Origin of the sequence: Streptomyces purpurascens, assembly GCF_045040895.1 — a bacterium.
GTDB classification, from domain to species: Bacteria; Actinomycetota; Actinomycetes; order Streptomycetales; family Streptomycetaceae; genus Streptomyces; species Streptomyces purpurascens.
Genome location: NZ_CP108341.1, coordinates 6,849,936 through 6,873,693, shown reverse-complemented (window position 1 = coordinate 6,873,693; position 23,758 = coordinate 6,849,936). Strand labels below are relative to the sequence as shown.

21 protein-coding genes are annotated in these 23,758 nt (G+C 71.2%); 7 read left to right on the top strand and 14 right to left on the bottom strand.

Annotation, left to right across the window (positions count from 1 at the left end; translation table 11 throughout):
- Positions 1-28: 28 nt before the first annotated feature.
- From OHU35_RS31410 to OHU35_RS31395, 4 genes are all read right to left on the bottom strand, one after another.
- A complete protein-coding gene (locus OHU35_RS31410; RefSeq protein ID WP_405507647.1) occupies positions 29-205 on the bottom strand; it encodes a hypothetical protein in 177 nt (58 codons plus the stop codon).
- Positions 206-230: 25 nt separating this feature from the next.
- The gene (locus OHU35_RS31405; RefSeq protein ID WP_372498782.1) at positions 231-1,166 is read right to left on the bottom strand and encodes a GNAT family N-acetyltransferase; all 936 of its coding nucleotides are present in this window, start codon (positions 1,164-1,166) and stop codon (positions 231-233) included.
- Between the two features lie 80 nt (positions 1,167-1,246).
- Positions 1,247-3,235 carry an IucA/IucC family protein gene (locus OHU35_RS31400; protein ID WP_405509369.1) on the bottom strand — a complete coding sequence of 663 codons (1,989 nt, stop codon included), beginning with the start codon at positions 3,233-3,235 and terminating at the stop codon, positions 1,247-1,249.
- Positions 3,236-3,451: 216 nt separating this feature from the next.
- Positions 3,452-4,972, bottom strand: a complete 1,521-nt coding sequence (locus OHU35_RS31395; protein ID WP_405509367.1) for an aminotransferase class III-fold pyridoxal phosphate-dependent enzyme — start codon at positions 4,970-4,972, stop codon at positions 3,452-3,454.
- A gap of 346 nt (positions 4,973-5,318) precedes the next feature.
- Between OHU35_RS31395 and OHU35_RS31390 the strand changes: the two genes are divergently transcribed.
- Positions 5,319-6,542, top strand: coding sequence for a serine protease (locus OHU35_RS31390; protein ID WP_189721845.1), 1,224 nt, complete (start codon positions 5,319-5,321; stop codon positions 6,540-6,542).
- A 192-nt stretch (positions 6,543-6,734) separates the two neighbouring features.
- A complete protein-coding gene (locus OHU35_RS31385) occupies positions 6,735-7,937 on the top strand; it encodes a serine protease (RefSeq protein WP_189721846.1) in 1,203 nt (400 codons plus the stop codon).
- 70 nt (positions 7,938-8,007) lie between these two features.
- Here the strand turns inward: OHU35_RS31385 and hflX are convergent, their stop codons facing one another.
- The 6 genes from hflX to miaA form a co-directional block, all read right to left on the bottom strand.
- The gene (gene hflX, locus OHU35_RS31380; protein WP_359888979.1) at positions 8,008-9,501 is read right to left on the bottom strand and encodes a GTPase HflX; all 1,494 of its coding nucleotides are present in this window, start codon (positions 9,499-9,501) and stop codon (positions 8,008-8,010) included.
- A gap of 126 nt (positions 9,502-9,627) precedes the next feature.
- Positions 9,628-11,136: a M1 family metallopeptidase gene (locus tag OHU35_RS31375; protein ID WP_189721848.1), complete on the bottom strand. Its 1,509-nt coding sequence runs from the start codon at positions 11,134-11,136 to the stop codon at positions 9,628-9,630.
- A 91-nt stretch (positions 11,137-11,227) separates the two neighbouring features.
- On the bottom strand, positions 11,228-13,423 hold the full coding sequence (locus OHU35_RS31370; RefSeq protein WP_405507644.1) for a RelA/SpoT family protein: 2,196 nt from the start codon (positions 13,421-13,423) through the stop codon (positions 11,228-11,230).
- 295 nt (positions 13,424-13,718) lie between these two features.
- Positions 13,719-14,591: a diaminopimelate epimerase gene (dapF, locus tag OHU35_RS31365; RefSeq protein ID WP_405507642.1), complete on the bottom strand. Its 873-nt coding sequence runs from the start codon at positions 14,589-14,591 to the stop codon at positions 13,719-13,721.
- A gap of 52 nt (positions 14,592-14,643) precedes the next feature.
- Entirely contained in the window at positions 14,644-15,177 is a 534-nt protein-coding gene (locus tag OHU35_RS31360) for a hypothetical protein (protein WP_189721936.1), read from the bottom strand.
- 107 nt (positions 15,178-15,284) lie between these two features.
- Positions 15,285-16,223 carry a tRNA (adenosine(37)-N6)-dimethylallyltransferase MiaA gene (gene miaA / locus OHU35_RS31355; RefSeq protein WP_189721851.1) on the bottom strand — a complete coding sequence of 313 codons (939 nt, stop codon included), beginning with the start codon at positions 16,221-16,223 and terminating at the stop codon, positions 15,285-15,287.
- 182 nt (positions 16,224-16,405) lie between these two features.
- Here miaA and OHU35_RS31350 point away from each other — a divergent pair, with 182 nt between their 5' ends.
- Positions 16,406-16,678 carry a hypothetical protein gene (locus OHU35_RS31350; RefSeq protein WP_405507640.1) on the top strand — a complete coding sequence of 91 codons (273 nt, stop codon included), beginning with the start codon at positions 16,406-16,408 and terminating at the stop codon, positions 16,676-16,678.
- A 29-nt stretch (positions 16,679-16,707) separates the two neighbouring features.
- On the top strand, positions 16,708-17,004 hold the full coding sequence (locus tag OHU35_RS31345) for an antitoxin (RefSeq protein WP_189721853.1): 297 nt from the start codon (positions 16,708-16,710) through the stop codon (positions 17,002-17,004).
- Between the two features lie 114 nt (positions 17,005-17,118).
- Here OHU35_RS31345 and OHU35_RS31340 read toward each other — a convergent pair whose 3' ends face one another.
- The 3 genes from OHU35_RS31340 to OHU35_RS31330 all read right to left on the bottom strand — a co-directional run bounded on the left by OHU35_RS31340 (position 17,119) and on the right by OHU35_RS31330 (position 20,283).
- Complete coding sequence (locus tag OHU35_RS31340; protein ID WP_189721854.1) at positions 17,119-17,832, bottom strand: class III extradiol dioxygenase subunit B-like domain-containing protein; 714 nt, start codon at positions 17,830-17,832, stop codon at positions 17,119-17,121.
- An 83-nt stretch (positions 17,833-17,915) separates the two neighbouring features.
- Entirely contained in the window at positions 17,916-19,451 is a 1,536-nt protein-coding gene (gene miaB, locus OHU35_RS31335) for a tRNA (N6-isopentenyl adenosine(37)-C2)-methylthiotransferase MiaB (RefSeq protein WP_405507638.1), read from the bottom strand.
- Positions 19,452-19,497: 46 nt separating this feature from the next.
- Entirely contained in the window at positions 19,498-20,283 is a 786-nt protein-coding gene (locus OHU35_RS31330) for a DeoR/GlpR family DNA-binding transcription regulator (RefSeq protein WP_359888993.1), read from the bottom strand.
- A gap of 93 nt (positions 20,284-20,376) precedes the next feature.
- Between OHU35_RS31330 and OHU35_RS31325 the strand changes: the two genes are divergently transcribed.
- The 3 genes from OHU35_RS31325 (at position 20,377) to OHU35_RS31315 (ending at position 23,044) form a co-directional block, all read left to right on the top strand.
- Positions 20,377-21,024 carry a bifunctional 4-hydroxy-2-oxoglutarate aldolase/2-dehydro-3-deoxy-phosphogluconate aldolase gene (locus OHU35_RS31325; protein ID WP_405507636.1) on the top strand — a complete coding sequence of 216 codons (648 nt, stop codon included), beginning with the start codon at positions 20,377-20,379 and terminating at the stop codon, positions 21,022-21,024.
- A gap of 95 nt (positions 21,025-21,119) precedes the next feature.
- Positions 21,120-22,430, top strand: a complete 1,311-nt coding sequence (locus OHU35_RS31320; RefSeq protein ID WP_405507634.1) for an MFS transporter — start codon at positions 21,120-21,122, stop codon at positions 22,428-22,430.
- Positions 22,427-23,044 (top strand): ATP-binding protein, encoded by a 618-nt coding sequence (locus OHU35_RS31315; protein ID WP_189721859.1) that lies wholly within the window; start codon positions 22,427-22,429, stop codon positions 23,042-23,044. The genes OHU35_RS31320 and OHU35_RS31315 overlap by 4 nt, the downstream gene beginning before the upstream one ends.
- Here the strand turns inward: OHU35_RS31315 and OHU35_RS31310 are convergent.
- Positions 23,031-23,690 (bottom strand): response regulator transcription factor, encoded by a 660-nt coding sequence (locus OHU35_RS31310; protein WP_189721860.1) that lies wholly within the window; start codon positions 23,688-23,690, stop codon positions 23,031-23,033. The two genes, OHU35_RS31315 and OHU35_RS31310, sit on opposite strands and share 14 nt — an antisense overlap.
- Positions 23,691-23,758 lie beyond the last annotated feature (68 nt).

The window sequence follows — 23,758 nt, the reverse complement described above, 5'->3', positions numbered from 1 at the left end:
TCGGCAGGGATGGGACGGGCGGGATGGATCAGGTGGGCCGTGGCCCGTTGAGACAGAGCAGGTCGTAGCGGACCCCGACCGGCCCTTGCAGAAGTGCGGAGAGATCCGCGAAGAGATCGTCGAACAGGAAGAGCAGGAAGAGCGTCGAACTGATCGAGAAATCAGTGCGGCTCGCGGGAACCGCAGCGTCACGCACCGCGTTCAATGAGTGATGGCGCGATGACACAGCGCTACAGCAGATGCCGAAGAGACCGGTCTCGGACCATGAGGGCGGCCCGCTTGGCGGGCAGGTCGACCTCGGCGGAGAACCGGAAGCCGGCGGTCAGGAAAGCGGCGATGGAGGGGGTGTTGCGAATGTCGGGTTCCGCGATGACGCGTGCGCAGGAGGACCGCTGGGCGAGAGCGAGATCGGCCACGGCTCGCAACAGCAGACCGCCCAGGCCACGCCCTCGGCCGGCGACAGCACCGACGAGGAGGTGGAGTCCCGTGTCGTGAGGCCGGGCGGGGTAGTGGCGGGCCAGCGGGTCGAGATCCGCCCGGTAGATCTCCCAGTAGCTCATCGGCGCTCCGTCCAGCACGCCGATACACGGGACGCTGCGTCCGTCGTCGGCGATCTGGGCCCGCAGGTGGTCCTCGGTCACGTTCTGCGGCCCGGACAGCTCCCAGAACGCCGCGGCCGGGTCGTTCATCCAGCGGCTGATGAGCGGAAGATCACGGTCGACACGCACGGGGACGAGGTGGAAGACACCCGCGGATGTGTGGGCCGGACCCCACTCGGCGACGCGGTCGAGGAGGTCGGCCTCAGTCGGGACGGGCGAAGTGCCACGGGTCGCGGTGAGGGAGACGGAGCGCTGAGCCGCCTCCTGGTCCCGCCACCGTGCTCCGTGACGGTCGGACGCGTCGTCCGCGACGAGGGCGATGAGATCGTCCGGGAGCCTCAGGTCCATCGTGTCCTCGCCGCGCTGCCCGCCCTCACCCGCGTCCCCCTCACCGGCATCCGCGCCGGCACCCGCACCGGGATGCGCATCGGCTCCGCTGCGGGGGTCGGCGTCGGAACCGGCGCAGCAACGGGCACCGAAGGGGGCGTTGAAGCCGGCATCAGTGCCGAGGTCGGCCGTGACGGGAACAGCGGTGCCGGGGTCGGTGATGGGGTCGGCGAAGGGCACCGAACGCTCCTCTCAGTAAGGGGGGCGGCACGTCCTCAGCGATGAAGGAGGTCGGTTGTGGTCAGGGACGGTCAGGGTGGTCAGGAGTGCAGGGGGTTGGCGATGGTGACGTAGACGGACTGGGTGTCGACGGGGCCGACGAGTTCGTCGAGGCCGTGCAGCCGGGTCAGCAGGTTGGCCTTGCAGCGCAGGACCGGTGAGTCGAGCAGGCGGGCGGGCAGCGACGTGCGCAGCCGGGCCGGACCGGAGGCGACGTTTCCGAGGAAGCGCCGGAAGGCGGCGAGCAGCAGCCGCTCGTCGGCCAGTCCCTGGGAGCCGAACGCGCCGATGAGGCCGAGTACGTTGTTGACGGCCAGGTAGTACGCGAAGCGCTCGTCGGCGACCTCGTCACGGACGAACGTGTCGCTCTGCTCTCCGATGCCGGGCAGCCGGGCATCGAGTTCCTCGCGCCGGGACTCGCGGAAGTAGTAGCCCTGGTTGTCGCGGTAGCGGCCACCCGTGGGCCAGCCCTCGGCGTCCAACAGGAGCAGGGTGTTCTGCTGGTGCGCTTCCAGGGCGATGCCGGCCTCGGCGTCCAGCCACAGAACGGGGCGCACGACGTGCTGGAGGTAGCGCAGGAACCACTCGGCGGAAACGGCTCCGCGCGGTCGGCCGGTCTGGCGGGCGAGACGCGTGACGACCTCGGCCAGCCTGGACCGAAGTACTGGGCCGTGTGTCTCCGGGCGGTCCGGAACGGCATCCGGCCGAGCCGGGGAGCTCGGGCGCGGCGAGACGAGTCCGGCGACACAGGAGACGTCGTCGGACGGCGCGAACGGGTTGTGGCGGATCACCACGTCCAGTCCGCGCAATGGGGCGCCATCGGGATCGTCGACAGCCAGCCAGGCCGGGTCGCGCACGATGTCGAAGCCCGGATGCACGGCACGCCACTGCTGCGCGAGGCCGCTGCGGAGCAGGCGGTGGACCTCGACGCCCCGGTTGAGTTCCTTACGGAGGTTCTCGCGGCGGGAGTTGGTGATACGCAGGCCCAGCGACAGCTTGAGCATCGCGGGGGCATCGGTTCGATAGACGGTTCGTACGGAGGAGGTGGGCTGCCAGGGAGAGCCGTGAGTGCCGAGGTCACGGAGCAGTCCCGATTCCAGCAGGGCTGCCGTATCAGGACGGTGCCGGACCTCGCACGCCTGCCAGGGGTGCAGGGGCACCAGGGCGTACCCGTCCGGCAGTGGCAGGCCGGTGCCGGCCAGGCGTGCGGTGAGCCGGGCGGCGGGGACAGGGCGGCCGCGTTCGGTCCAGGCGGAGCCGGTGGCGAGGGCGGCGGGAGCGACAGCCATCCAGTGCAGAGGAAAGGAACCGCGCAACTCGGGTGAGTACAGCCGGGCTTCGGTCTCGGAGAGGCCCTCGCGGCTCTTCGGGGACGGATGCAAGGGGTGTCCGAGGACGAGTGCCTGCTCCGCGGCGAGGAAGAGGTCAGGGTCGTCGGCCGGATGTTCCCGGCGATCGCTGACGAAGGCGGCGACACGGCGGAGGGAATCGGCGACACCCGCGACCAGCGCGACGCCGTCGAGGCCGGCGCGGGCAGCGACGCCGACCGCCGAGGCACGGGCACCGGTGAGACCGGACTCGTGGACGAGCCCGATGTCGGGGCCGATGCCGGGGCCGACCTCGCGGCTTTCTGCGAACGTCTCTCTGGTGAGCAGGGCGGCGACCGTGACGGCATCGGCCGGCGGGGCGTGGTCAGGGGCGTCGGCGAGCTGCGGCAGGCCGAAGCGGTGCCAGCCCGTCGGGGACCAGTAGCGGACCGGGGCGAGGAGGGCCGTGCCGCTGGCGGGAAGGGGGATGCGCAGGATCCCGTCGGCGGGGGCGGGCTGGTTGTTCTCACGCACCCAGCAGCGCAGCAGGTTCTCCACAGCGGCTGCCTGGGCGGCGATGTGCGGGTCCGGGTGGTCCAGGAGGTCGGTGACAGGGTCGGCGTTCAGCCCCTCGGCGGGCGGTGACCCGGGCCTCTGACCAGGGACCGCCGATTCCACTGACGCACCCGGCAGCCGGACGTCGACGGAACCCTCTCCCTGCATGGTGGCGTGCTCGTCGGGATCGGGGATGGCGTTCAACACGGGTACCTCATGGGGTGGTTCAGGGGCGTACGGTCGGGGATGCGAGCCGAGGACTTCCGCTCGGCTCGCTGGTGGGAGCCCGAGGGCTCAAGGCAAGCGGCCTCACCGCATGCGGGCTCATGACGTGAACCTGCACGGCGTCGAAGCTCACGGCGTGAACAAGCGCGGCATGGAGGCTCACTGCGTATTCCGCGCAGTTGCCGCGCCCCCATGGCACCGAGCAGCCGCTCGGACGGCGTCGGCCAGGCGGTCCAGTACGGCGGCCGCCTGTTCGTCGGTGATCGTCAGCGGCGGCAGCAGTCGTACGACGCTCGCGTGACGGCCGCCGAGTCCGACGATGAGGCCGCGCCGCAGGCACTCCCGCTGGACCGCGGCGGCCAGTTCGGGGGCGGCGGGAAGGGGCCGGCGCGCTCGGTCCGGCATCACCGATGGCCACGAGCCGGAGGGTGCCTCCCCCACGTCGTCCCGGCAGCGTGCCCCAGACCCACCGCCGACAGAGTCACCATCTGGCTCAGCCCCGGGAACCCGCCCGACGCCCAAGGCTTCCCCTTCGGGATCCACGAACTCCACGCCGATCATCAGTCCCCTCCCCCGCACATCTCCTACGCAGCGGAACTCCCGGGCCAGGTCTCGGAGTCGGCTCAGCATGCGCGCACCGAGAGTCGCCGCGCGCTCGGCGAGGCGGTTCTGCCGGACGTGGGCGAGGGTTGCCGTGCCGGCGGCCATGGCGAGCTGGTTGCCGCGGAAGGTTCCGGTGGGGGCGCCGGGTTCCCCGGTGTCGAGGTCGTCGCGGTGGACGACGACGGCCAGCGGCAGGCTGCCTCCGATGGCCTTGGAGAGGACCATGACATCGGGGGTCACTCCGCTGTGTTCCACCGCCCAGAAAGCGCCGGTCCGCCCTACGCCCGTCTGGATCTCGTCGACGATCAGCGGGACGGACCGGTCGGCCGTGAGCTGCCGCATGCGCCGCAGCCAGGCGTCCGGTGCGGGGATCACCCCGCCCTCGCCCTGGACGGACTCGACGATCATCCCGGCGGGGAGCGGCACGCCCGACCTGGGGTCGTCGAGGACGGACTCGGTCCAGCGGGCGGCGAGGTCGGCCCCGGTCTCGCCGCCGACTCCGAACGGGCAGCGGTAGTCCTGCGGGTAGGGCAGGCGGGTGACCCGTACGTCGTGGGCGCCCGTGTGCGCGTCGTGCTGCCCGGCGGTTCTTCCGTGGCAGGCGCCGGTGAACGCGATGAGGCCGGTCCGCCCGGTCGCCGCCCGGACGAGTTCGCAGGCGGTCTCCACGGCGTCGCTGCCGGCCGGTCCGCAGAAGCGCACACGGGCCCGGTCGGCGAGTCCGGGCGGCAGGGTGTGGAACAGCTCGGTGATGAAGGCGTCCTTGACGGGGGTGGCCAGGTCGAGGACGTTCAGGGGTGCGCCGGAGTCGAGGACTTTGCGGATGGCTTCCAGGACGACAGGGTGGTTGTGCCCGAGCGCGAGCGCGCCGGCGCCCGAGAGGCAGTCCAGGTAGCGGCGGCCGTCCGCGCCCTCGATGGTCAGTCCTCGCGCCCGCACCGGGACGATCGGCAGGGCCCGGGCATAGGTCCGGGCCGCTGACTCGCGCGCGGACTGGCGGCGCAGAATCCCCTCCTGTGCGACGCGCGTTCCCGGCGCCGTGTCGTCGTCGACCGCATCACCGGGGAGGGTTTTCACCGGCGTACGCCCCACAACGGCCTCCTCTGACGCACATCCCCCACGGGTGGTTTCCGCCACGACTTCCCTGACCTCCCACTGGGCACGGGCACAGAGGACCGCACACAGACAGCAGACCCCCCACCGCTACCAACCCCCGACCGCTCACCGGGTTACGGGTTGCCTCAAGATCCTTTCCGTGACGGAACTGTTGCGGTTCCGTCGGAACGCCCCCACAGCCACCGCATAGTGTGTGGTGCCGTTCCCGGGCGCCGTGAGGTCGGCCTGAACTCCCCGTGAGTTCGGCGGACACCCCGCCCGAGGCGCCGGTTCGTCCCAGTTCGTTCACATCAGGGGGAGTCAGATCATGCGATCCATACGGCCGTCGTCCACCACCAGCCGAGGGGGGTGGACGCGCCGCAGGAACTCCCCCGTGCTGGCCGCCGTGGCCCTCGCCTCGGCGCTCGCGCTGACCGCCACCGCCTGCGAGTCGGGCGACGCCGCGGCGGGCGGTGAGGCCTCCGCATCCGCCACCGCCTCCGACGACGGCAAGCTCAAGATCCCGGACGACATCAGGGACCGGCTCCGCGAGCACGGGATCGACGTCGACAAGTGGAAGAACGGCGCCTGGAAGAACTGGGACCGGGACGACTGGCTGCGCGAGGCCAACGAGTACATCAACCCGATCATCGAAGGCCTCTGGGACCCGGACCGCATGCGGGAGGCCGAGGAGCCCGACCAGGGCGTGGACGACAGCGACCTCGCCGGTGACCAGGGCGTGACCGACCCCACGCCGGAGGCCGTCGAGGCGCAGGCCGTGCCGCCGTCGTATCACGCCAACGCCCCCACGGCCGGGAAGGTGTTCTTCGACTCCCCCAAGGGCTCGGCCGTCTGCTCGGCCACGGTGGTGAAGGACCCCGCCCACCCGGGCAAGTCCAACCTGGTGTGGACGGCGGGCCACTGCGTGCACGCGGGCAAGAAGGGCGGCTGGTACCGCAACATCGCGTTCGTGCCGTCGTACAACGACGACGGCAAGCCGGTCGCGGAACTGGAGAACGCCACCCGGGAGGACGTGGCTCCCTACGGTGTCTGGTGGGGCGACTGGGCACAGACCTCGGACCAGTGGATCGAGCAGGGCGGTTCGACGGGCGGGGACGGCGCTCCGTACGACTTCGCGGTCATCCATGTGACGCCGGAGAAGGGCAGCGGCGGCAAGTCGCTGGAGGAGATGGTCGGTTCGGCGCTGCCGGTCGACTTCAAGGCTCCCGCCGTACCGAAGACGAAGAGCGTCACGGCGATCGGCTACCCGGCCGCGCCGCCGTTCGACGGGCAGAAGCTGTTCCGGTGCCAGGACCGGCCCGGCCGGCTGTCGGTCACGGCGTCGGATCCGACGATGTACCGCATCGGCTGCACCATGACCGGCGGTTCGTCGGGCGGCGGCTGGGTCGCGCCGGGGCCGGACGGCAAGCCGGCGCTGGTGTCCAACACCTCGATCGGCCCGGTGACGTCGGGCTGGCTGGCCGGACCGCGGCTGGGCGACGTGGCCAAGGGCGTGTACGACTCGGTGAGCGAGAAGTTCGCGGGCCGCTGACGGCAGGCTGATCAGCGCGGTGGTGGGGCCGGGGACTCACGGAAACCTTCACCGGCCCACCGCTGTTCCGACCCAACTCCCCGGGCATAGTGGGGTGTCGCGCATCGGAGGCCGCTGCGGCCTCTGCGTGACAAGCACATGACATTCGCACGCAGCTGCACCTATGCACGCACCAACGGGGGTCATCGCACCATGCGTTCCACACGTACGTCCGCGGCGCCGAGGCGCGGACGGCGCACCGTCCTCGCCGCCACCGGGCTCGTCGCCGCCCTGGCGCTCACGGCTACCGCCTGCGACGGTTCGGCGGACTCGGCGAGCGACAAGCCCGACGCCACGACCTCGCAGGCCGCGGACGGCGGAGGCAAGGTCCAGATCCCGGCCGAGCTCGCGGGCAAGCTCAAGGAGCACGGGATCGACGCCGACCAGTGGAAGGACGGGGGCTGGAAGGACTGGGACAAGGACAAGTGGCTCAGTGACGCCAAGGACTTCGTCAACCCGGTGATCGAGGGCCTCTGGAAGCCGGACCGGATGCAGTCCGCGAAGGAGGCCGACAAGACGGTCACCACGAAGGACGCCTCGGCCGGCCAGGGCGTCAGCGACCCGGATCCGGCGCCCGTCCGGGCACAGGCGGAGAAGACGCCGTACCACCGGAACGCGGCTCCGGTCGGCAAGGTCTTCTTCGACTCCCCCGACGGCCCGGCCGTCTGCTCCGGCACGGTCGTCAAGGACGTCAACCACCCGGGCAAGTCCAACCTGGTGTGGACGGCGGGCCACTGCGTGCACGCCGGCGGCAGCGGTGGCTGGTACCGCAACATCACCTTCGTCCCCGCCTACAACGACTACGGCAAGCCCGAGGCGGAGCTGACCAACGCGAACCCGACCGAGATCGCCCCGTACGGCAACTGGTGGGCGGACTGGGCCTCGACCTCGAACCAGTGGATCCAGGGCGGCTCGGAGACCGGCGGCGAGGGGGCCGCGTACGACTACGCCGTGCTGCACGTGAAGCCCGAGCGGGGCGGCAAGTCCCTGGAGGAGACGGTCGGCGCCGCGCTGGACGTGGACTTCTCCGCCCCCTCCGCGGCCGAGGCGCGCAAGATGGGCGCCTGGGGCTACCCGGCCGCGCCGCCCTACAACGGGCTGAAGATGTTCAAGTGCGTCGACATCCCCGGCCGGTTCTCGCTCAGCCCGACCCTGCCGACGATGCACCGCATCGGCTGCACCATGACCGGCGGTTCGTCCGGCGGCGGCTGGTTCCGGGTACGGAACGGCAAGTCCGTGCTCGTGTCCAACACATCGATCGGCCCGGCCGACAACACCTGGCTGGCGGGCCCGCAGCTGGGCCGTGACGCCGAGGCGCTCTACCAGAACATGAGCAAGACGTACGGCGGTCGCTGACCGAAGCATGCCGAAGGCCCGCTCCCTGCGGACAGGGAGCGGGCCTTCGCCGTGCTTGCGCGCTGAGACGTCAGAGCGCCGGCGCCGGAGCGTACGGCGCGAGCTCCGCCGCCAGCTCCTCATGCACCCGCACCTTGAGCAGGGTGCCCTCCGGGGTGTGCTCCTCGGAGATCACCTCGCCCTCGTCATGGGCGCGGGCGACCAGCTTGCCGTGCGTGTACGGCACGAGCGCCTCGATCTCGACCGACGGGCGCGGCAGCTCGTTGTCGATCAGCGCGAGCAGCGTGTCGATGCCCTGGCCGGTGCGGGCCGAGACGGCGATGGACCGCTTCTCGACGCGCAGCAGCCGCTGCAGGGTCAGCGGGTCGGCCGCGTCGGCCTTGTTGATCACGACGATCTCGGGTACGTCGGTGGCGCCGACGTCCCTGATCACCTCGCGCACGGCGGCCAGCTGCTCCTCCGGGTTCGGGTGCGACCCGTCCACCACGTGCAGGATCATGTCGGACTCGCCGACCTCCTCCATCGTGGAGCGGAACGCCTCGACCAGGTGGTGCGGCAGATGGCGGACGAAGCCGACGGTGTCGGCCAGCGTGTACAGCCGTCCGCTCGGGGTCTCGGCCCGGCGCACGGTCGGGTCGAGGGTCGCGAACAGGGCGTTCTCGACCAGCACGCCCGCGCCCGTGAGGCGGTTGAGCAGCGAGGACTTGCCGGCGTTGGTGTAGCCCGCGATGGCGACCGAGGGCACCTTGTGGCGCTTGCGCTCCTGGCGCTTGATCTCGCGGCCGGTCTTCATCTCCGCGATCTCCCGGCGCATCTTCGCCATCTTCTCGCGGATCCGCCGCCGGTCCGTCTCGATCTTGGTCTCACCGGGACCACGGGTGGCGAGGCCGCCGCCCTTGCCGCCGCCCATCTGCCGGGACAGCGACTGACCCCAGCCGCGCAGCCTCGGCAGCATGTACTGCATCTGCGCGAGCGCGACCTGCGCCTTGCCCTCTCGGGACTTGGCGTGCTGCGCGAAGATGTCCAGGATCAGGGCCGTACGGTCGATGACCTTGACCTTGACGACGTCCTCGAGGTGGATGAGCTGGCCCGGGCTGAGCTCACCGTCACAGATGACGGTGTCCGCGCCCGACTCGAGGACGACGTCCCGCAGCTCCTCGGCCTTGCCGGAGCCGATGTACGTGGCCGCGTCGGGCTTGTCGCGACGCTGGGTGACACCGTCGAGCACGAGCGCGCCCGCCGTCTCCGCGAGGGCGGCGAGCTCCGCGAGGGAGTTCTCCGCGTCCTGCATGGTTCCCGAGGTCCAGACGCCGACGAGCACGACCCGCTCCAGGCGGAGCTGGCGGTACTCGACCTCGGTGACGTCCTCGAGCTCGGTCGAGAGGCCCACCACACGGCGCAGGGCCGCGCGGTCGGAGCGGTCGAACTGTTCGCCGTCCCGCTCTCCGTCGATCTCGTGGCTCCAGGCGACGTCCTCTTCCATCAGGGCATCGGCCCGAAGACCCTCGGGGTGGCTCTGGGTGAAGCGCTTGGTGTCCTGGGAAGGGGAAGAAGAGGAGGTCATTGGATCCTTACGTAGCTGGGAAGCCGTTCACTGTGCGCAACGCACGAGCGGTCCGGGAGATTCCCGGCGCTCCGTGCCGCGCCGACCTGTCGATAGTCGCACGGCACGGGGCGTCTCGTCACCGTGTTATCGGGCGGCTCCCGGCGCGGGCGCATCCGCCTTCGCGGGCGCCTGAGGCTTCCAGTCCGGGTGTCCCGGCATCGGCGGGGTCTTCTCGCCGTAGAGCCAGCCCTTGAAGAAGCCGTTCAGGTCGCGCCCGGAGATCTCGGCGGCGAGCCGGACGTAGTCCTCCGTGGAGGCCGTGCCGTCCTGGTAGCGGCCGACCCAGGCACGCTGCAGGCGTTCGAAGGCCGGGCGGCCGATCTCCTCGCGCAGGGCGTACAGGACGAGCGTCGCGCCCTCGTACACGTTGTGCCGGAAGATGCCGGTCTTGCGGCCGGGCTCGGGAACCTTCGGGGCGGCGGGCGGGCCGCCGAGCGCCCGCCAGCCGTCGGAGGCGCCGTACGCGGCCTTCATACGGTCCCGCATCGGCTTGCCGCCCCGCGCCTCGGCGTACTCCCCTTCGTACCAGGTGGCGTATCCCTCGTTGAGCCACAGATCCGACCAGGTGCGGGGGCTGACGCTGTCGCCGAACCACTGGTGGGCCAGCTCGTGGACCATGATCGACTCGACGTACCACTCCGGGTAGGCGGACTCGGTGAAGAGCTCCCGCTCGAAGAGGGAGAGCGTCTGGGTCTCGAGTTCGAAGCCGGTGGAGGCGTCCGCCACGAGCATGCCGTACGTCTCGAAGGGGTAGCGGCCGAGCTTCTTCTCCATCCAGGCGATCTGGGCGGGGGTCTTCCTCAGCCAGGGTTCGAGCGCCTTGCGGTCCCGGGTCGGTACGACATCCCGTACGGGCAGCCCGTGCGGGCCGGTGCGGTGCAGGACGGTGGAGCGGCCGATGGAGACCTGGGTGAGCTCGGTGGCCATGGGGTGATGGGTGCGGTAGGTCCACGTGGTCGAACCGTCGGACCTGGCCACACCGGCGGGCAGGCCGTTGGCGACGGCCGTGAGGTCCTTGGGCGTGGTGACCCGGATGGTGAACATCGCCTTGTCGGAGGGATGGTCGTTGCAGGGGAACACCCGGTGCGCGGCATCGGCCTGGTTGGCCATGGCGAGGCCGTCCGTGGTGCGTACCCAGCCGCTCTCGCGGCCCTTGGCGGACACGGGGTCGCTGGTGTGCCGGACGGTGATCCGCATCCAGGTGCCGTCCGGTACGGCTTCCTGGGGCGTGATCACCAGGTCCTCGCCGGCGGTGCCGAACCCGGCGGGCTCGCCGTCGACCTCGACCGAGTCGACCGTGCCGTGGGCGAAGTCGAGATTGACGCGGTCCAGGTCGGCGGTCGTCCGGGCCTTGATGGTGGTGACGGCCCGCAGCGGCCGGCTGTTGCTGCCGGGATAGGTGAAGGAGAGGTCGTACGACGCCACGTCGTAGCCGGGGTTGCCCAGGTACGGGAAGAGGCGGTCGCCGACGCCGAGCGGGACGACGGGGGCACTCGCGGCGAGGAGGCAGACGGAGACGGCCGAGGCGAGCAGCGCCGCAGCCGTTCTCCGACGGCGCGAACGGGGGGCCTGGCTCTGGGGGGTGAGGAGCATGCCCCACGGCTATCAGCGCAGGCGAGCGCGATGGGGACGGCGCGCGTCCGGCCCGTCCGGGGCTCACCCGCCCGGCCGTCGCCCGTACCGGTCAGCCGCCCTGCGTCTGCGGTTGCGCTCGGCTGACGTCGTACACGCCGGCCACGTTGCGCATCGCGCGCATGAGGGCGGGCAGGTGGGCCGCGTCCGGGAGTTGCACGGTGTACGTGTGCCGTACCTGCTGCTGGGTCGGGGGTTCGACGGTCGCGGAGACGATCTCGGCGCCTTCGAGGGCCATGGCCTCGGTGAGGTCCGCGAGCAGATGGGGCCGGACGAACGATTCGGCGACCAGCGTGACCCGGCACTCGGTGGTGTCGCCCCAGCGCACGCCGACATCGGGACGCCCCGCGTCCTTCATCCGGGCCACGGCGGCGCACTCGACGCGGTGCACGGTGACCGCTCCGCCGCGTACGGCGAAGCCGGTGATCTCGTCGGGCGGTACGGGCGTACAGCAGCCGGCGAGCCGGACGGTCGCGTCGGGCAGGTCGGCGAGGACGTGGCCGGTGGCGGGGCGGGCGGACGTCTGCTCGGGGGCCGGCCCGTCCGTGCCGGACGCGTCGCCCGTGGCGGGCCGGGGAGCGGCCGCGCGCTCCTCGGCCTGCCGGTCCTCCCGGGCCTCGGTCCGCTGGGCCTCGGCCTGCGCCGGGTGGGCGGTCAGCCACCGCTGGATGGCGATCCGGGCCGCGGGTGTGTGGGCGTGCTCCAGCCACTCCCGGGACGGCTCGGACGCCGGGTCCTGGCCCATGAGGAGCTGCACGGTGTCGCCGTCCTTCAGGACGGTGCTCAGCGTCGCCAGGCGGCCGTTGACCCGGGCGCCGAGGCACGCGTGCGCGTCCTCGCCGTACTGCGCGTACGCGGCGTCCACACAGGTCGCCCCCTCGGGCAGGCCGATCGTGCCGCCGTCGGGCCGGAACACTGTGATCTCGCGGTCCTGGGCGAGGTCCTCGCGCAGCGTCGACCAGAAGTGGTCCGGGTCGGGGGCCGCCTCCTGCCAGTCGAGGAGCCGGGAGAGCCAGCCGGGGCGGGTGGGGTCGACGCGCTCACCGTCGGCGGGGTCGTCGGGGGCCGGTGCGTACGGGTTGCCGAGCGCGACCACGCCGGCCTCGGCGACCTTGTGCATCTGGTGCGTACGGATGAGGACTTCGACGACCTGGCCGTTCTCCCGGGCGACGGCCGTGTGCAGGGACTGGTACAGGTTGAACTTCGGTACGGCGATGAAGTCCTTGAACTCCGAGACCACCGGCGTCATACAGGTGTGGAGTTCGCCCAGGACGCCGTAGCAGTCGGCGTCCTCGCTCACCAGCACCAGCAGGCGGCCGAAGTCGGAGCCGCGGAGCCGGCCGCGTTTGCGGGAGACCCGGTGCACGGAGACGAAGTGACGGGGCCTGATGAGGACTTCGGCGGGGATGTCCGCCTCGCGCAGCACGGTCCGCACCTCGTCGGCGACCTCCGCGAGCGGGTCGTCCGCGCGGGCGGCGTTGCGGACGATCAACTCCCTTGTGTGCGCGTACTCCTCGGGGTGCAGGATCGCGAAGACCAGGTCTTCCAGTTCGGTCTTGAGCGCCTGGACGCCGAGCCGTTCGGCGAGCGGGATGAGCACGTCACGTGTCACCTTGGCGATGCGCTCCTGTTTCTCGGGGCGCATGACGCCGAGGGTGCGCATGTTGTGCAGCCGGTCGGCGAGTTTGATCGACATGACGCGGACGTCGTTGCCGGTGGCGACGAGCATCTTGCGGAAGGTCTCGGACTCGGCGGCGGCGCCGTAGTCGACCTTCTCCAGTTTGGTGACGCCGTCGACGAGATAGCGGACCTCCTCGCCGAACTGGTCGCGGACCTGGTCGAGCGTCACGTCCGTGTCCTCGACGGTGTCGTGGAGCAGGGACGCGGTCAACGTCGTGGTCTCGGCGCCGAGTTCGGCGAGGATCAGGGTCACGGCGAGCGGGTGCGTGATGTACGGCTCGCCGCTCTTGCGCATCTGCCCGCGGTGCGAGGACTCGGCCAGGACGTAGGCGTGGCGCAGGGGTTCGAGATCGGCGTCGGGGTGGTGGGCGCGGTGGGCCTCGACGACGTGGCTGATGGCGTCGGGAAGCCGGTCGCGCGCGGCGGAGCCGAGCAGCGCGGCACGGCCCAGTCGGCGCAGGTCGATCCGGGGGCGGGCCTTTCTGCGCGGGGCTGTCGGCGTCACCGGTGATGACACCGCACCCGGCATCGGGCCTGGGGTCACGGAATTCGTGGCCTCCGCACTCATGGGCACCTCCGGCTGCGTGGACCGGCGGACGGGTGCCCCAGGGCGGACACGGCTCACGGGGCGGCTTCGGTCCCCCGTCCGGGCCGGTGCTTGATGCTACCGAGCCCACCACGCCCGGCTGACCGCCTCTCGCCGAGCGTGAAACTGATCACCCATTCGAGGGATGAATGTGAGGTTTGTGCCCCGTTACGCCGCGACCGTGACGGTCACTTTTCCGCCAAGTGGCCGGTTCTCACGGCGGTTTCGGGTCGGGTGGCCGAGGGTGAGCGGCTGTTTCGGGCCGATCGACCCCTGCTCACGCGCCGGTGGCGGATTCCAGCCAGACCGAGTCGATCTCGCCCTCGGCCACGATCACGGCCGGGCCGGTCATCTCGATCTCGCCGTCGGGCCGCTCGGTGATCACCAGGGTGCCGCCGGGGACGTCCACGGTGTAGGTCGCCGGAACGCCGGTGGCCGCGGGGTCGGCACCGTCGCGCCGGGCGGTGGCCACGGCGACCGCGCACGCGCCCGTGCCGCAGGAGCGGGTCTCGCCCGAGCCGCGCTCGTGCACGCGCAGCGCGACATGCCCGGGGCCGCGGTCGATCACGAACTCGACGTTCACACCGTCCGGGTAGGCGGCGGCCGGGCTGAAGGGCGGCGGGGAGAGCAGGTCACCCGCGTGGGACAGGTCATCCACGAAGGCGACCGCGTGCGGGTTGCCCATGTTGACGTTCCGCGCGGGCCAGCTGCGCTCGCCGACGCTCACCGTGACGTCGCCCTCGGGGAGCAGCGCCCTGCCCATGCCCACGGTGACGTCACCGTCCTTGGCGATGTGCACGGCCTTCACGCCCCCGCGCGTGGCGACGGCGATGTCTCCTTCGGTCACATGTCCGGCGCGCTGGAGGTAGCGCGCGAACACCCGCACGCCGTTGCCGCACATCTCCGCGATCGAGCCGTCGCCGTTGCGGTAGTCCATGAACCACTCCGCCTCGGCCGCCATGTGCCGGGCCTCGGGGTGCGCCGCGGACCGCACCACGTGCAGCAGCCCGTCACCGCCGATGCCCGCGCGGCGGTCGCACAGGGCGGCGACGGCGGCCGGGGGCAGGTCGATGGTGTTCTCGGGGTCCGGGACGATCACGAAGTCGTTCTCGGTGCCGTGGCCCTTGAGGAAGGCGATCCGCGTGCTCATTCCTCGATCGTACGGGGCGCTCCGCCGGGAGAGCCCTGGGAGGGGACGCGCTCTAGCGGAGCCTTGCCACCCGCCAGACGGCGAGGACCACGACGACAGCCACGACCAGGGCATACGCGAGGGCGACCCGCCAGTCCGGTCTGCGGCCGGAGCCGCGGGCCGGCAGGCCCGGCCAGGTGTAGCCGACGCGGCGGGCGGCCATCATGCCCCAGCCTGCCGCGCACGAGCAGATCAGCAGTCCGAGCATGGCGATGACGGCCCCGCTGTCGCCGAAGTCGAAGGCGAGCGGGAACGCGAACATCAGGGAGCCGAGTGCGGCCAGGCCCACGATGGGAGCGAGCTGCCAGATGCGCAGCCTGCGCTGCGGGCGCAGCTCGACCTCGACCTCCTCCGCGAACATCTCGTCGGGCTCGGGGCCGTCGTCCGTCACACCCTGCAACTCGTCGTCGGGCCCGTCGGAGCTGAGACGGTCCGCCTCCTGCTCGGGTCCGTCCCGGTGCTCCGGTCCGTCCAGACGCTCCGGTTCATCCCGGTCAGCGGTGATGTGATCGGTGCTGTGTGCGGTGTCGCGAGGGCCGGCCTCCATCGCCACGCGCCCTCCCAACTAGGACTCACTCGGTCGATCGAAGCTCGATGATGGCACGCCGCCGGAGGCCCGGATGACGGCCTGGGCGTCCCGATGCCATGACGTGATCAGGCTGTAACCGGTCGTTCGACCAAGGACAATGCGAGCTGCGGAAGTTCTGTGAGATCGGCCGCAGCCCCACTCAACCAGTGCACCCGCGGATCGCGCCTGAACCATGAATCCTGACGGCGCGCGAAGCGCTTGGTGGCACGCACGGTCTCGGCCCGCGCTTCCTCGATCGTGCACTCCCCGGCAAGCGCCGCGAGGACCTGCTGGTAGCCGAGCGCGCGCGAGGCCGTACGCCCTTCTCGCAACCCCTGCGCCTCCAGTGCGCGGACCTCGTCGACGAGGCCGGCGTCCCACATCCGGTCGACCCGGCGTGCGATGCGCTCGTCGAGCTCGGGGCGGGCCACGTCGACGCCGATCTGGAGGGTGTCGTAGACGGAGTCGTGGCCGGGGAGGTTGGCGGTGAAGGGCCTGCCGGTGATCTCGATCACCTCGAGGGCCCGGACGACCCGGCGGCCGTTGCTCGGCAGGATCGCGCGAGCGGCCTCGGGGTCGGCGGCGGCCAGGCGGGCGTGCAGCGCGCCCGGGCCGCGCAGCGTGAGTTCCTCCTCCAGGCGGGCGCGGACCTCTGGGTCGGTGCCGGGGAACTCCATCTTGTCGACGGCCCCGCGCACGTACAGTCCGGAGCCGCCGACCAGGACCGGCCAGCGGCCCTCGGCGAGCAGCGCGTCGATCCGCTCCCGGGCGAGGCGCTGGTACTCGGCGACGGACGCCGTGACGGTCACGTCCCAGATGTCCATGAGGTGATGCGGGACGCCGCCGCGCTCCTCGGGCGTCAGCTTGGCGGTGCCGATGTCCATCCCTCGGTAGAGCTGCATGGAGTCGGCGTTGACGACCTCACCGCCGAGACGCTGGGCCAGGAAAACGCCCAGATCGGACTTTCCGGCCGCAGTTGGTCCGACGACGGCGATGACGCGGGGGGCGGGGGGTGCACTGCTCACCGACACAGTCTCGCAAACCTCGAACCCCGCTCTCGAACGAGTTACGTGACGCCACAGCCGCGGGGTCGTTGCCCGTTGCGAGGTTCCTGCCGCCGGATCACAGAGGCGGTGGCCCGGGTCGCGCAAACAGACGCACCGGGCAACGCGGGATTTCGCCCGCACGAGTAACGTATGGAGTGGATATGGGCGTTTTTGCACGACTTCTCCGGCGGTCGAAGGCCACGCCTGAGGCGCCTGCCGCCGAGGCTCAGACAGACACGGCGAAGGCCGGGCCCGAGGCGGAGGCGGCGGCCGAGGCCCCGGAGACGAAGGGGGCCGACGGAGCGACGGAAGCGGCCGAGGCGAGTGCCGAGGCCCCCGCCGAGGCCACCGAGGGTGAAGGCGTCGACATCCCCAAGCAGCAGTCCACCGACAAGGCTGCCGACAACGAGACCGGCGAGGGCGCCCGTACGTGATCGCCCCGCGCGCGAGGGAAGGTGAAGCGATGGGTCTCCTGGACACCATGAGGGCCAAGCTGGGCCCGGCCAAGAGCAAGGTCTCGGACCTCGCGCAGCGTCACGAGGGCAAGGTCCACCACGGTCTCGAGAAGGCCGCGCATGCCGTCGACAAGAGGACCAAGGGCAAGTACAGCGACAAGATCCAGTCGGGTACGGGCAAGGCCAAGGGCGCCGTGGACCGACTCGCGCACAAGGGCGGCAAAGGACCAGACACGGGCGGCACGACTCCGCCGCCGAACGTGGGTGGCAGCACGCCGCCGGCCGGACCACCGCCCGCTTCCTAGGGCATATCGACGTACTGAAGTTCCTGAACGCACCACTGAAGGGCACATCGGCGGACGGCCGCGGAGCACAAGGGCTCCCGGCCGTCCGCCGTTTCCCGTGCCCTGCCGCGCTGGCTACGACCAGGTGGCCGCGAGGTATCCCACGCCGTACGGCGCGTCCTCGTACAGCAGTGATCCGCCGAGGTCCGCGCCCTCGGCAGCGCCCGCCAGGACCTGCCAGGGGGCCCGGCCGGACGCCTTCAGTTCGTGCGCCAGCCGTGTGTCCAGCGTCATGAGGGCGGCCACGTCCGCCGCGCCGAGCGCTCGCGCCACCTCCGCGTCGAAGGGCGCCGCCCGTTCGTCCAGATAGCCCGGGGCCTTGAGCGTCCGGCACGCGCTGGCGTCCCCCATCACCAGCAGCGCGACCCGCTCGGCCCGTGCGGCGATGTCCCGTCCGGTCCGGGCACACCTCTCGGACGGGAGGGCTTCCCCCACACCGAGCCCCTCGACCGGGGTATCGGACCACCCGGACCGCTCCAGCAGCCAGGCGGCCACCGCCAGCGAGTACGGCAGCCGTTGTTCTCCGTGCGGGCCCGCGGCCGGCCCCAGGCCTACGTCGAGATCGACACCGAAGCCCCGGAACGAGCCCCGTGTGCCCTCCGGGTAGGTCTCGGGCCCGGTGCTCTCCCCCGGCCCGACGACCACGAGCCGGTCGGGCCGGGCGGCGGCGAGCACCCCCAGGGCGTCCGTGCAGGCGGCCCGCGCGGCGTCCAGCTCCGGTGCGGCGCCCGCGGCGACCTCGGGGACCAGAAGGGGCGGGCAGGGGCAGACAGCGGCGGCGACAAGCATGATCGGCAGGGTAACCCCGGGGACCCACCCGCGCGCATCCCGCGCAGGGCGAACCGGCTGGGGGTCTCCGCAGACGGGACCGGTCAGTCCAAGGCGCAGCCGCTCGTCGCGACCGGGAGCGGCTCGGGCACGCCGATCTTCGGCAGGCCGAGCAGCACTCCGGCCTGCTGGGCCGGCTTGCCCGCCTTCTCGGCGTTGCGCTTCTCCCAGGCGTCGCCCGCGCGCGTGCGGCGCACGTCGAGCACGGGGCCCTCGGCGAGGAGGTGGTGCGGAGCGGCGTAGGTGATCTCGACCGTCACCACGTCACCGGGGCGGACCTCCTGGTCCGGCTTGGTGAAGTGGACGAGGCGGTTGTCGGGGGCGCGGCCGGACAGGCGGTGAGTGGTGTCGTCCTTGCGGCCCTCGCCCTCGGCGACCATCAGCTCCAGGGTGCGGCCGACCTGCTTCTTGTTCTCCTCCCAGGAGATCTCCTCCTGGAGGGCGACGAGACGCTCGTAGCGCTCCTGGACGACCTTCTTGGGGATCTGGCCCTCCATCTCGGCGGCCGGAGTGCCGGGGCGCTTGGAGTACTGGAAGGTGAAGGCCTGGGCGAAGCGGGCCTCGCGCACCACGTGCAGCGTCTGCTCGAAGTCCTCCTCGGTCTCGCCGGGGAAGCCCACGATGATGTCGGTGCTGATCGCCGCGTGCGGGATGGCGGCGCGGACCTTCTCGATGATCCCCAGGAAGCGCTCCTGGCGGTAGGAGCGGCGCATCGCCTTCAGGACCGGGTCCGAGCCGGACTGGAGCGGCATGTGCAGCTGCGGCATCACGTTCGGCGTCTCGGCCATGGCGGCGATGACGTCGTCGGTGAAGTCGCGCGGGTGCGGAGAGGTGAAGCGGACGCGCTCCAGGCCTTCGATCCTGCCGCAGGCGCGCAGCAGCTTGCTGAAGGCCTCGCGGTCGCCGATGTCGGAGCCGTACGCGTTGACGTTCTGGCCGAGCAGCGTGATCTCGGAGACGCCCTCGCCGACCAGGGCCTCGATCTCGGCGAGGATGTCGCCGGGGCGGCGGTCCTTCTCCTTGCCGCGCAGGGCCGGGACGATGCAGAACGTGCAGGTGTTGTTGCAGCCGACGGAGATCGACACCCAGGCCGCGTACGCGCTCTCGCGGCGCGTCGGCAGCGTCGAGGGAAACTCCTCGAGCGACTCGGCGATCTCGACCTGCGCCTCTTCCTGCACGCGCGCGCGTTCCAGCAGGACCGGCAGCTTGCCGATGTTGTGCGTGCCGAAGACGACGTCCACCCAGGGCGCCCTCTTCACGATGGTGTCGCGGTCCTTCTGCGCCAGACAGCCGCCGACCGCGATCTGCATGCCGGGGCGGCTCGCCTTCTTCGGCGCGAGGTGGCCCAGGTTGCCGTACAGCTTGTTGTCGGCGTTCTCCCGCACCGCACAGGTGTTGAAGACGACGACGTCCGCCTCGCCGTCGGAACCCTCGGGGGCGCGCACATAGCCCGCGTCCTCCAGCAGACCGGACAATCGCTCGGAGTCGTGGACGTTCATCTGACATCCGTAGGTGCGAACTTCGTATGTCCTGGATGTCTGCTTATCCACTGCCGGGCTCCGGTCGCTGCTGATGGTCATGGCTCAAGGGTAGGCGCTCCCGGGCGAGGGCCGTGTACGGACCGGTTCAGGACGCCTGCAGCACCGACGGCCCCTCCTCGAGGATGCGGTCGACGACGGCGGGCGGCAGACCGTCGTCGGTCACGATGGTGTCGAGCCCGTTGAGGGGGGTCACGTTGAACCGCTCGACGATGCCCCACTTCGTGCTGTCGGCGAGCAGGGCGACCGATGTCGCCGCTCGCATCACGGTCTGTTTGAGCAGCACCTTGTCGGTCGAGGGACTGGTCACGCCGTGGGCCAGATCCCACGAGCCCGCGCTCAGGAAGCAGACGTCGATGTTGAGCGCGGCGATGGCCCGGGCGGCGAGCGGCCCGCTGCTCGACCCGCTCGACACGTCGATCTCGCCCCCGGTGTGAATGGCGCGGATCTCCGGAAGGCCGCAGAGGGCGATCGCGGCGTGGAAGTCGTTGGTGACGACGGTGAGGTCCTTGCGGCCGGCCAGGAACGGGACGGTGGACTGGCAGGTCGTTCCCGCGTCGAGGAAGACCGCCATGCCGTCCTCGACGAGGCCCGCCGCGGTCTCGGCGATGGCCTGCTTGCGGGGAAGCTCCAACTGGGCCCGGGACGCCCTCTCGCGGGGCGGGGCGTGCCCCGTCCAGTCCGCCAGCCTGACGCCGCCCTGGACCGAGACGACCTGGCCGCTCTTCTCCAGGGCGGCGATGTCACGGCGCACCGTCATATGGGAGACGTTCAGCCGCGTGGTGAGCTCCCGGATGCTCAGCACGCCGGTGCTCCGCAGCAGGCGCAGGAGCTCCTGGTGCCGCTGTTCCGGAATCAGCGGTGCCCTGACCATCACGTCTCCTCCAGAACGGTGGGGGAGATCAGATTAACTTCCCGCTTCCGACCTAGTGACAATATGTGAATTCATGTTCTAGCGTGTTCCGCCATGGTAACGAAGTTTCAATCTCTTGACGCGATCGTCCGCACCGGAGCCCTGCTGATCGTCCGGCTGGAGAGCGCGGAAGAGGCCCTGGCCGTGTCCGAGGCCGCGATCGAGGGCGGTGTGCGCGCACTGGAGATCACGCTCTCGGTGCCGGGCGCGCTGGATGTCATCTCGAAGCTGTCCGAGCGCTACGGCAAGGACGGAGTGGTCGTCGGCGCCGGGACGGTCCTGGACGAGCAGGCGGCCCACGCCTGCGTCTCGGCCGGGGCGAACCTGCTGGTGAGCCCCAATCTGAACCCGGCGATGATCGCGGCCGCCAACCGCTACCAGGCCGTCACGGTCAGCGGTGCCTTCACCCCGACGGAGATCGTCGACACGATGCAGGCGGGCGCCGACATCGTGAAGCTCTTCCCCGCCGAGTTCATGGGCCCGGAGTACGTCCGGACCGTCAAGGCTCCCCTCCCCCAGGCACCGCTCATGCCTGCGGGCGGCGTCTCGCCCGACAACGTCAAGGCATGGTTCGACGCCGGTGTCGTCGCGGTCGGCGTCGGAAGCTCCGTGACCAAGGCCGCCCGTCCCCACGGTGACTACCGGCGCGTGACCGAGGCGGCCCGGACCGTCCTGCGGTCCATCGAAGAAGCCCGGGCCTGACGCCCGGGCCCCGACTCCGCCCACCCCCCACTCCTGCCCCTTGCGGTGTCTCGTCCCCCTCCCCAACCCTTGTGGTGATCCCCCAGGAGCCCCCCATGTCCCAACCGCTCTCCGATGCCCAGATTCCCGAGAGAACTGACGCCGACGCCCCGCGGTCGCTAAGGATCCGCTGGGTCCTGGTCGCCCTCCTGGTCATTGGCGGCGTCGTCAACTACCTCGACCGCTCCAACCTGAGCGTCGCGAACACGACCGTCGCCAAGGAGTTCGACCTGAGTTCCACCCAGATGGGACTCCTGCTCGCGGCGTTCGCCTGGCCCTACGCGCTGGCCAATCTCCCCGCCGGCTACCTCGTCGACCGCTTCGGGCCCAAGCGCATGTACGCCTGGGCGGCCGCGCTGTGGTCACTGGTGTCGATGCTCTCCGCGACCGCGAGTTCGTACGGCTTCATGTACGCGGCCCGGGTGGCTCTCGGTGTCGCCGAGGCCCCCTTCTTCACCGCCAGCCTGAAGGTCAACCAGAGGTGGTTCGCCCAGCACGAGCGCGCGCTGCCGATCTCGATCGTCAACACGGGCTCGCAGATAGCCAACGCGATCGCCCCGCCGCTGCTCACCACGCTGATGCTGCTGCTCGGGTGGCGCGGCATGTTCGTCACCATCGGCGCGCTGGGCGTGGTGCTCGTGCTCGTGTGGCTGCGTGTCTACCGTGACCCGACACTGCGCGAGCAGGCGGCCGTGATGGGCGAAGCGTCCGCGACCCCGGCGCCCGAGGCCGAGGCGAAGGCCGGGTGGGGGCAGCTGTTCCGGCAGCGGAACACGTACTTCATGGTCCTCGGCGCCTTCGGCATCTTCTACACGGTGTGGGTGTACCTCACCTGGCTGCCCAGCTACCTGGAGACCTCCCGCGGCTTCAGCCTCACCGCGACCGGCTGGCTGGCGTCCCTGCCGTTCCTGTGCGGTATCGCGGGCGTGCTCTTCGGCGGCTTCCTCTCCGGGCGCCTGATCGCCCGCGGAGTCTCCGCCGTCACCTCGCGCAAGATCCCGATCGCCGGCGGCGCGGCCCTGGCGGCCGCCGCCGTGCTGCCCGTGGCCTACGTCGAGAGCACCCCGCTCGCGATGGTGCTGCTGTCCGTGGGCTACTTCGCCGCGCAGGTGCCGATCGGCTGTCTGTGGACCCTGGCGTCCGACGTCGCGGAGCCGCACCAGGTGGCCTCGCTGGGCGCCATCCAGAACTTCGGCGGCTTCCTCGGCGCGACGCTGGCTCCCATCGTCACCGGGAGCATCCTCGATGCCACCGGAGGCAGCTACAACCTCGTCTTCCTGGTCGGCGGGGTGCTGCTGCTGGTCGGCGGTTCCTCGTACCTGTTCTTCGTCAAGGACCGCAGGGCCCCGAAGGAGAGCCTCACATGACCGTTCCACGGGCCTACTTCGTGATCGGGCCGGCCGGGTCGGGAAAGAGCACCGTGGCCCGGTTGCTCGCCCGGCTGACCGGGGCGGTCTACATCGACAAGGACACCGCCTGCACCCGCTTCACCGAGGCGCTCCTGGAGCTCGCCGGCACGGACCCGTCCGAGCGGGACCTCAACCCGTACTACCAGTCGGCGGTGATGGACCTGGAGTACCTGACCGTCCTGGACCTGGCGCGGGACAACCTCGCGGTGGGCCGGCCGGTCGTCCTGGACGCCCCGTTCGGCCGGTACTTCTCCCGCCCGGACTATCTCGCCGAAGTGGCCGAGCGTCACTCCTGGCCCCGCCACGCCGAACCGGTGGTGGTGCGGGTAGAGACCGACTCCGACACCGCCCGGGCCCGCGTCCTCGCCCGCGGCTGCGCACGGGACGTCTCCAAGCTCGCCGACTGGGACGCCTTCTGGCAGAAGTCCCAGGACAACGCGTGCCGGTGGTCGAGCCGTCACAGCCTGGTGTTCGACAACCGGGCCGACGGTGTCACTCCGGACGCGGTCGCTCGCGCGCTGGGCGGACTCGCCGACGACGACGTGAGGGAGCCCGGGCTCACGGCTCGATGAGCCCGGCCCGGATCGCGTACCGGGTCAGCTCCAGGCGGTCGCGCATGCCGAGCTTCTGGAGGAGGTTGGCGCGGTGGCGTTCGACCGTCTTGGCGCTGATGAAGAGGAGTTCGCCGATCTCCTTCGAGGTGTGGCCCTCGGCGACCAGCTTGAGGATCTCCTCCTCGCGTTCGGTGATGGCCCGATCCGGCAGGCCGTCACCGCGGTGCAGCCGCTCCAGGTAGGAGCGGACGAGGGCCCGCTCGGCGCCCGGGTAGATGAACGGCTCGCCACGCACGGCCGCCCGGCAGGCCTCGACCAGGTCGCGGTCGGCGACGGACTTGAGCACGTAGCCGCTGGCTCCGGCCCTGAGCGCCTCGAAGAAGTACTCCTCGTTGTCGTACATCGTCAGGATCAGGATGTGCAGGTCGGGCAGCCTGCGGGAGAGTTCGCGGGCCGCCTGGAGGCCGGTCATGCGGGGCATGGCGACGTCGAGGACGGCCAGGTCCACGGCGGTGTCCCGGGCCCGGGCGACGGCCTCGGCACCGTCCCCGGCCTCGGCGACGACCGTCAGGTCCGGCTCCCCGTCCAGGATGAGGCGCACTCCCCGGCGTACGAGGGTGTGGTCGTCGGCGAGCAGGACACGGATCGGGGCGGGGGCGGACATCAGCGGGCTCCTCGGCCTGACGGGTGGGGACACATCAGCGGGCTCCTCGGCCTGACCGGTGGGGACAC

Bases quoted from the DNA above. Each gene is read 5' to 3' on its own strand.
- OHU35_RS31310 (WP_189721860.1), bottom strand. From the start codon at position 23,690: ATGTCCGCCCCCGCCCCGATCCGTGTCCTGCTCGCCGACGACCACACC.
- OHU35_RS31385 (WP_189721846.1), top strand. From the start codon at position 6,735: ATGCGTTCCACACGTACGTCCGCGGCGCCGAGGCGCGGACGGCGCACC.
- OHU35_RS31350 (WP_405507640.1), top strand. From the start codon at position 16,406: ATGGGCGTTTTTGCACGACTTCTCCGGCGGTCGAAGGCCACGCCTGAG.
- OHU35_RS31315 (WP_189721859.1), top strand. From the start codon at position 22,427: ATGACCGTTCCACGGGCCTACTTCGTGATCGGGCCGGCCGGGTCGGGA.
- OHU35_RS31320 (WP_405507634.1), top strand. From the start codon at position 21,120: ATGTCCCAACCGCTCTCCGATGCCCAGATTCCCGAGAGAACTGACGCC.
- OHU35_RS31330 (WP_359888993.1), bottom strand. From the start codon at position 20,283: ATGGTCAGGGCACCGCTGATTCCGGAACAGCGGCACCAGGAGCTCCTG.
- OHU35_RS31390 (WP_189721845.1), top strand. From the start codon at position 5,319: ATGCGATCCATACGGCCGTCGTCCACCACCAGCCGAGGGGGGTGGACG.
- OHU35_RS31340 (WP_189721854.1), bottom strand. From the start codon at position 17,832: ATGCTTGTCGCCGCCGCTGTCTGCCCCTGCCCGCCCCTTCTGGTCCCC.
- OHU35_RS31375 (WP_189721848.1), bottom strand. From the start codon at position 11,136: ATGCTCCTCACCCCCCAGAGCCAGGCCCCCCGTTCGCGCCGTCGGAGA.
- miaB (WP_405507638.1), bottom strand. From the start codon at position 19,451: ATGACCATCAGCAGCGACCGGAGCCCGGCAGTGGATAAGCAGACATCC.
- hflX (WP_359888979.1), bottom strand. From the start codon at position 9,501: ATGACCTCCTCTTCTTCCCCTTCCCAGGACACCAAGCGCTTCACCCAG.
- OHU35_RS31325 (WP_405507636.1), top strand. From the start codon at position 20,377: ATGGTAACGAAGTTTCAATCTCTTGACGCGATCGTCCGCACCGGAGCC.
- OHU35_RS31360 (WP_189721936.1), bottom strand. From the start codon at position 15,177: ATGGAGGCCGGCCCTCGCGACACCGCACACAGCACCGATCACATCACC.
- OHU35_RS31345 (WP_189721853.1), top strand. From the start codon at position 16,708: ATGGGTCTCCTGGACACCATGAGGGCCAAGCTGGGCCCGGCCAAGAGC.
- OHU35_RS31400 (WP_405509369.1), bottom strand. From the start codon at position 3,235: ATGCAGGGAGAGGGTTCCGTCGACGTCCGGCTGCCGGGTGCGTCAGTG.
- OHU35_RS31370 (WP_405507644.1), bottom strand. From the start codon at position 13,423: ATGAGTGCGGAGGCCACGAATTCCGTGACCCCAGGCCCGATGCCGGGT.
- dapF (WP_405507642.1), bottom strand. From the start codon at position 14,591: ATGAGCACGCGGATCGCCTTCCTCAAGGGCCACGGCACCGAGAACGAC.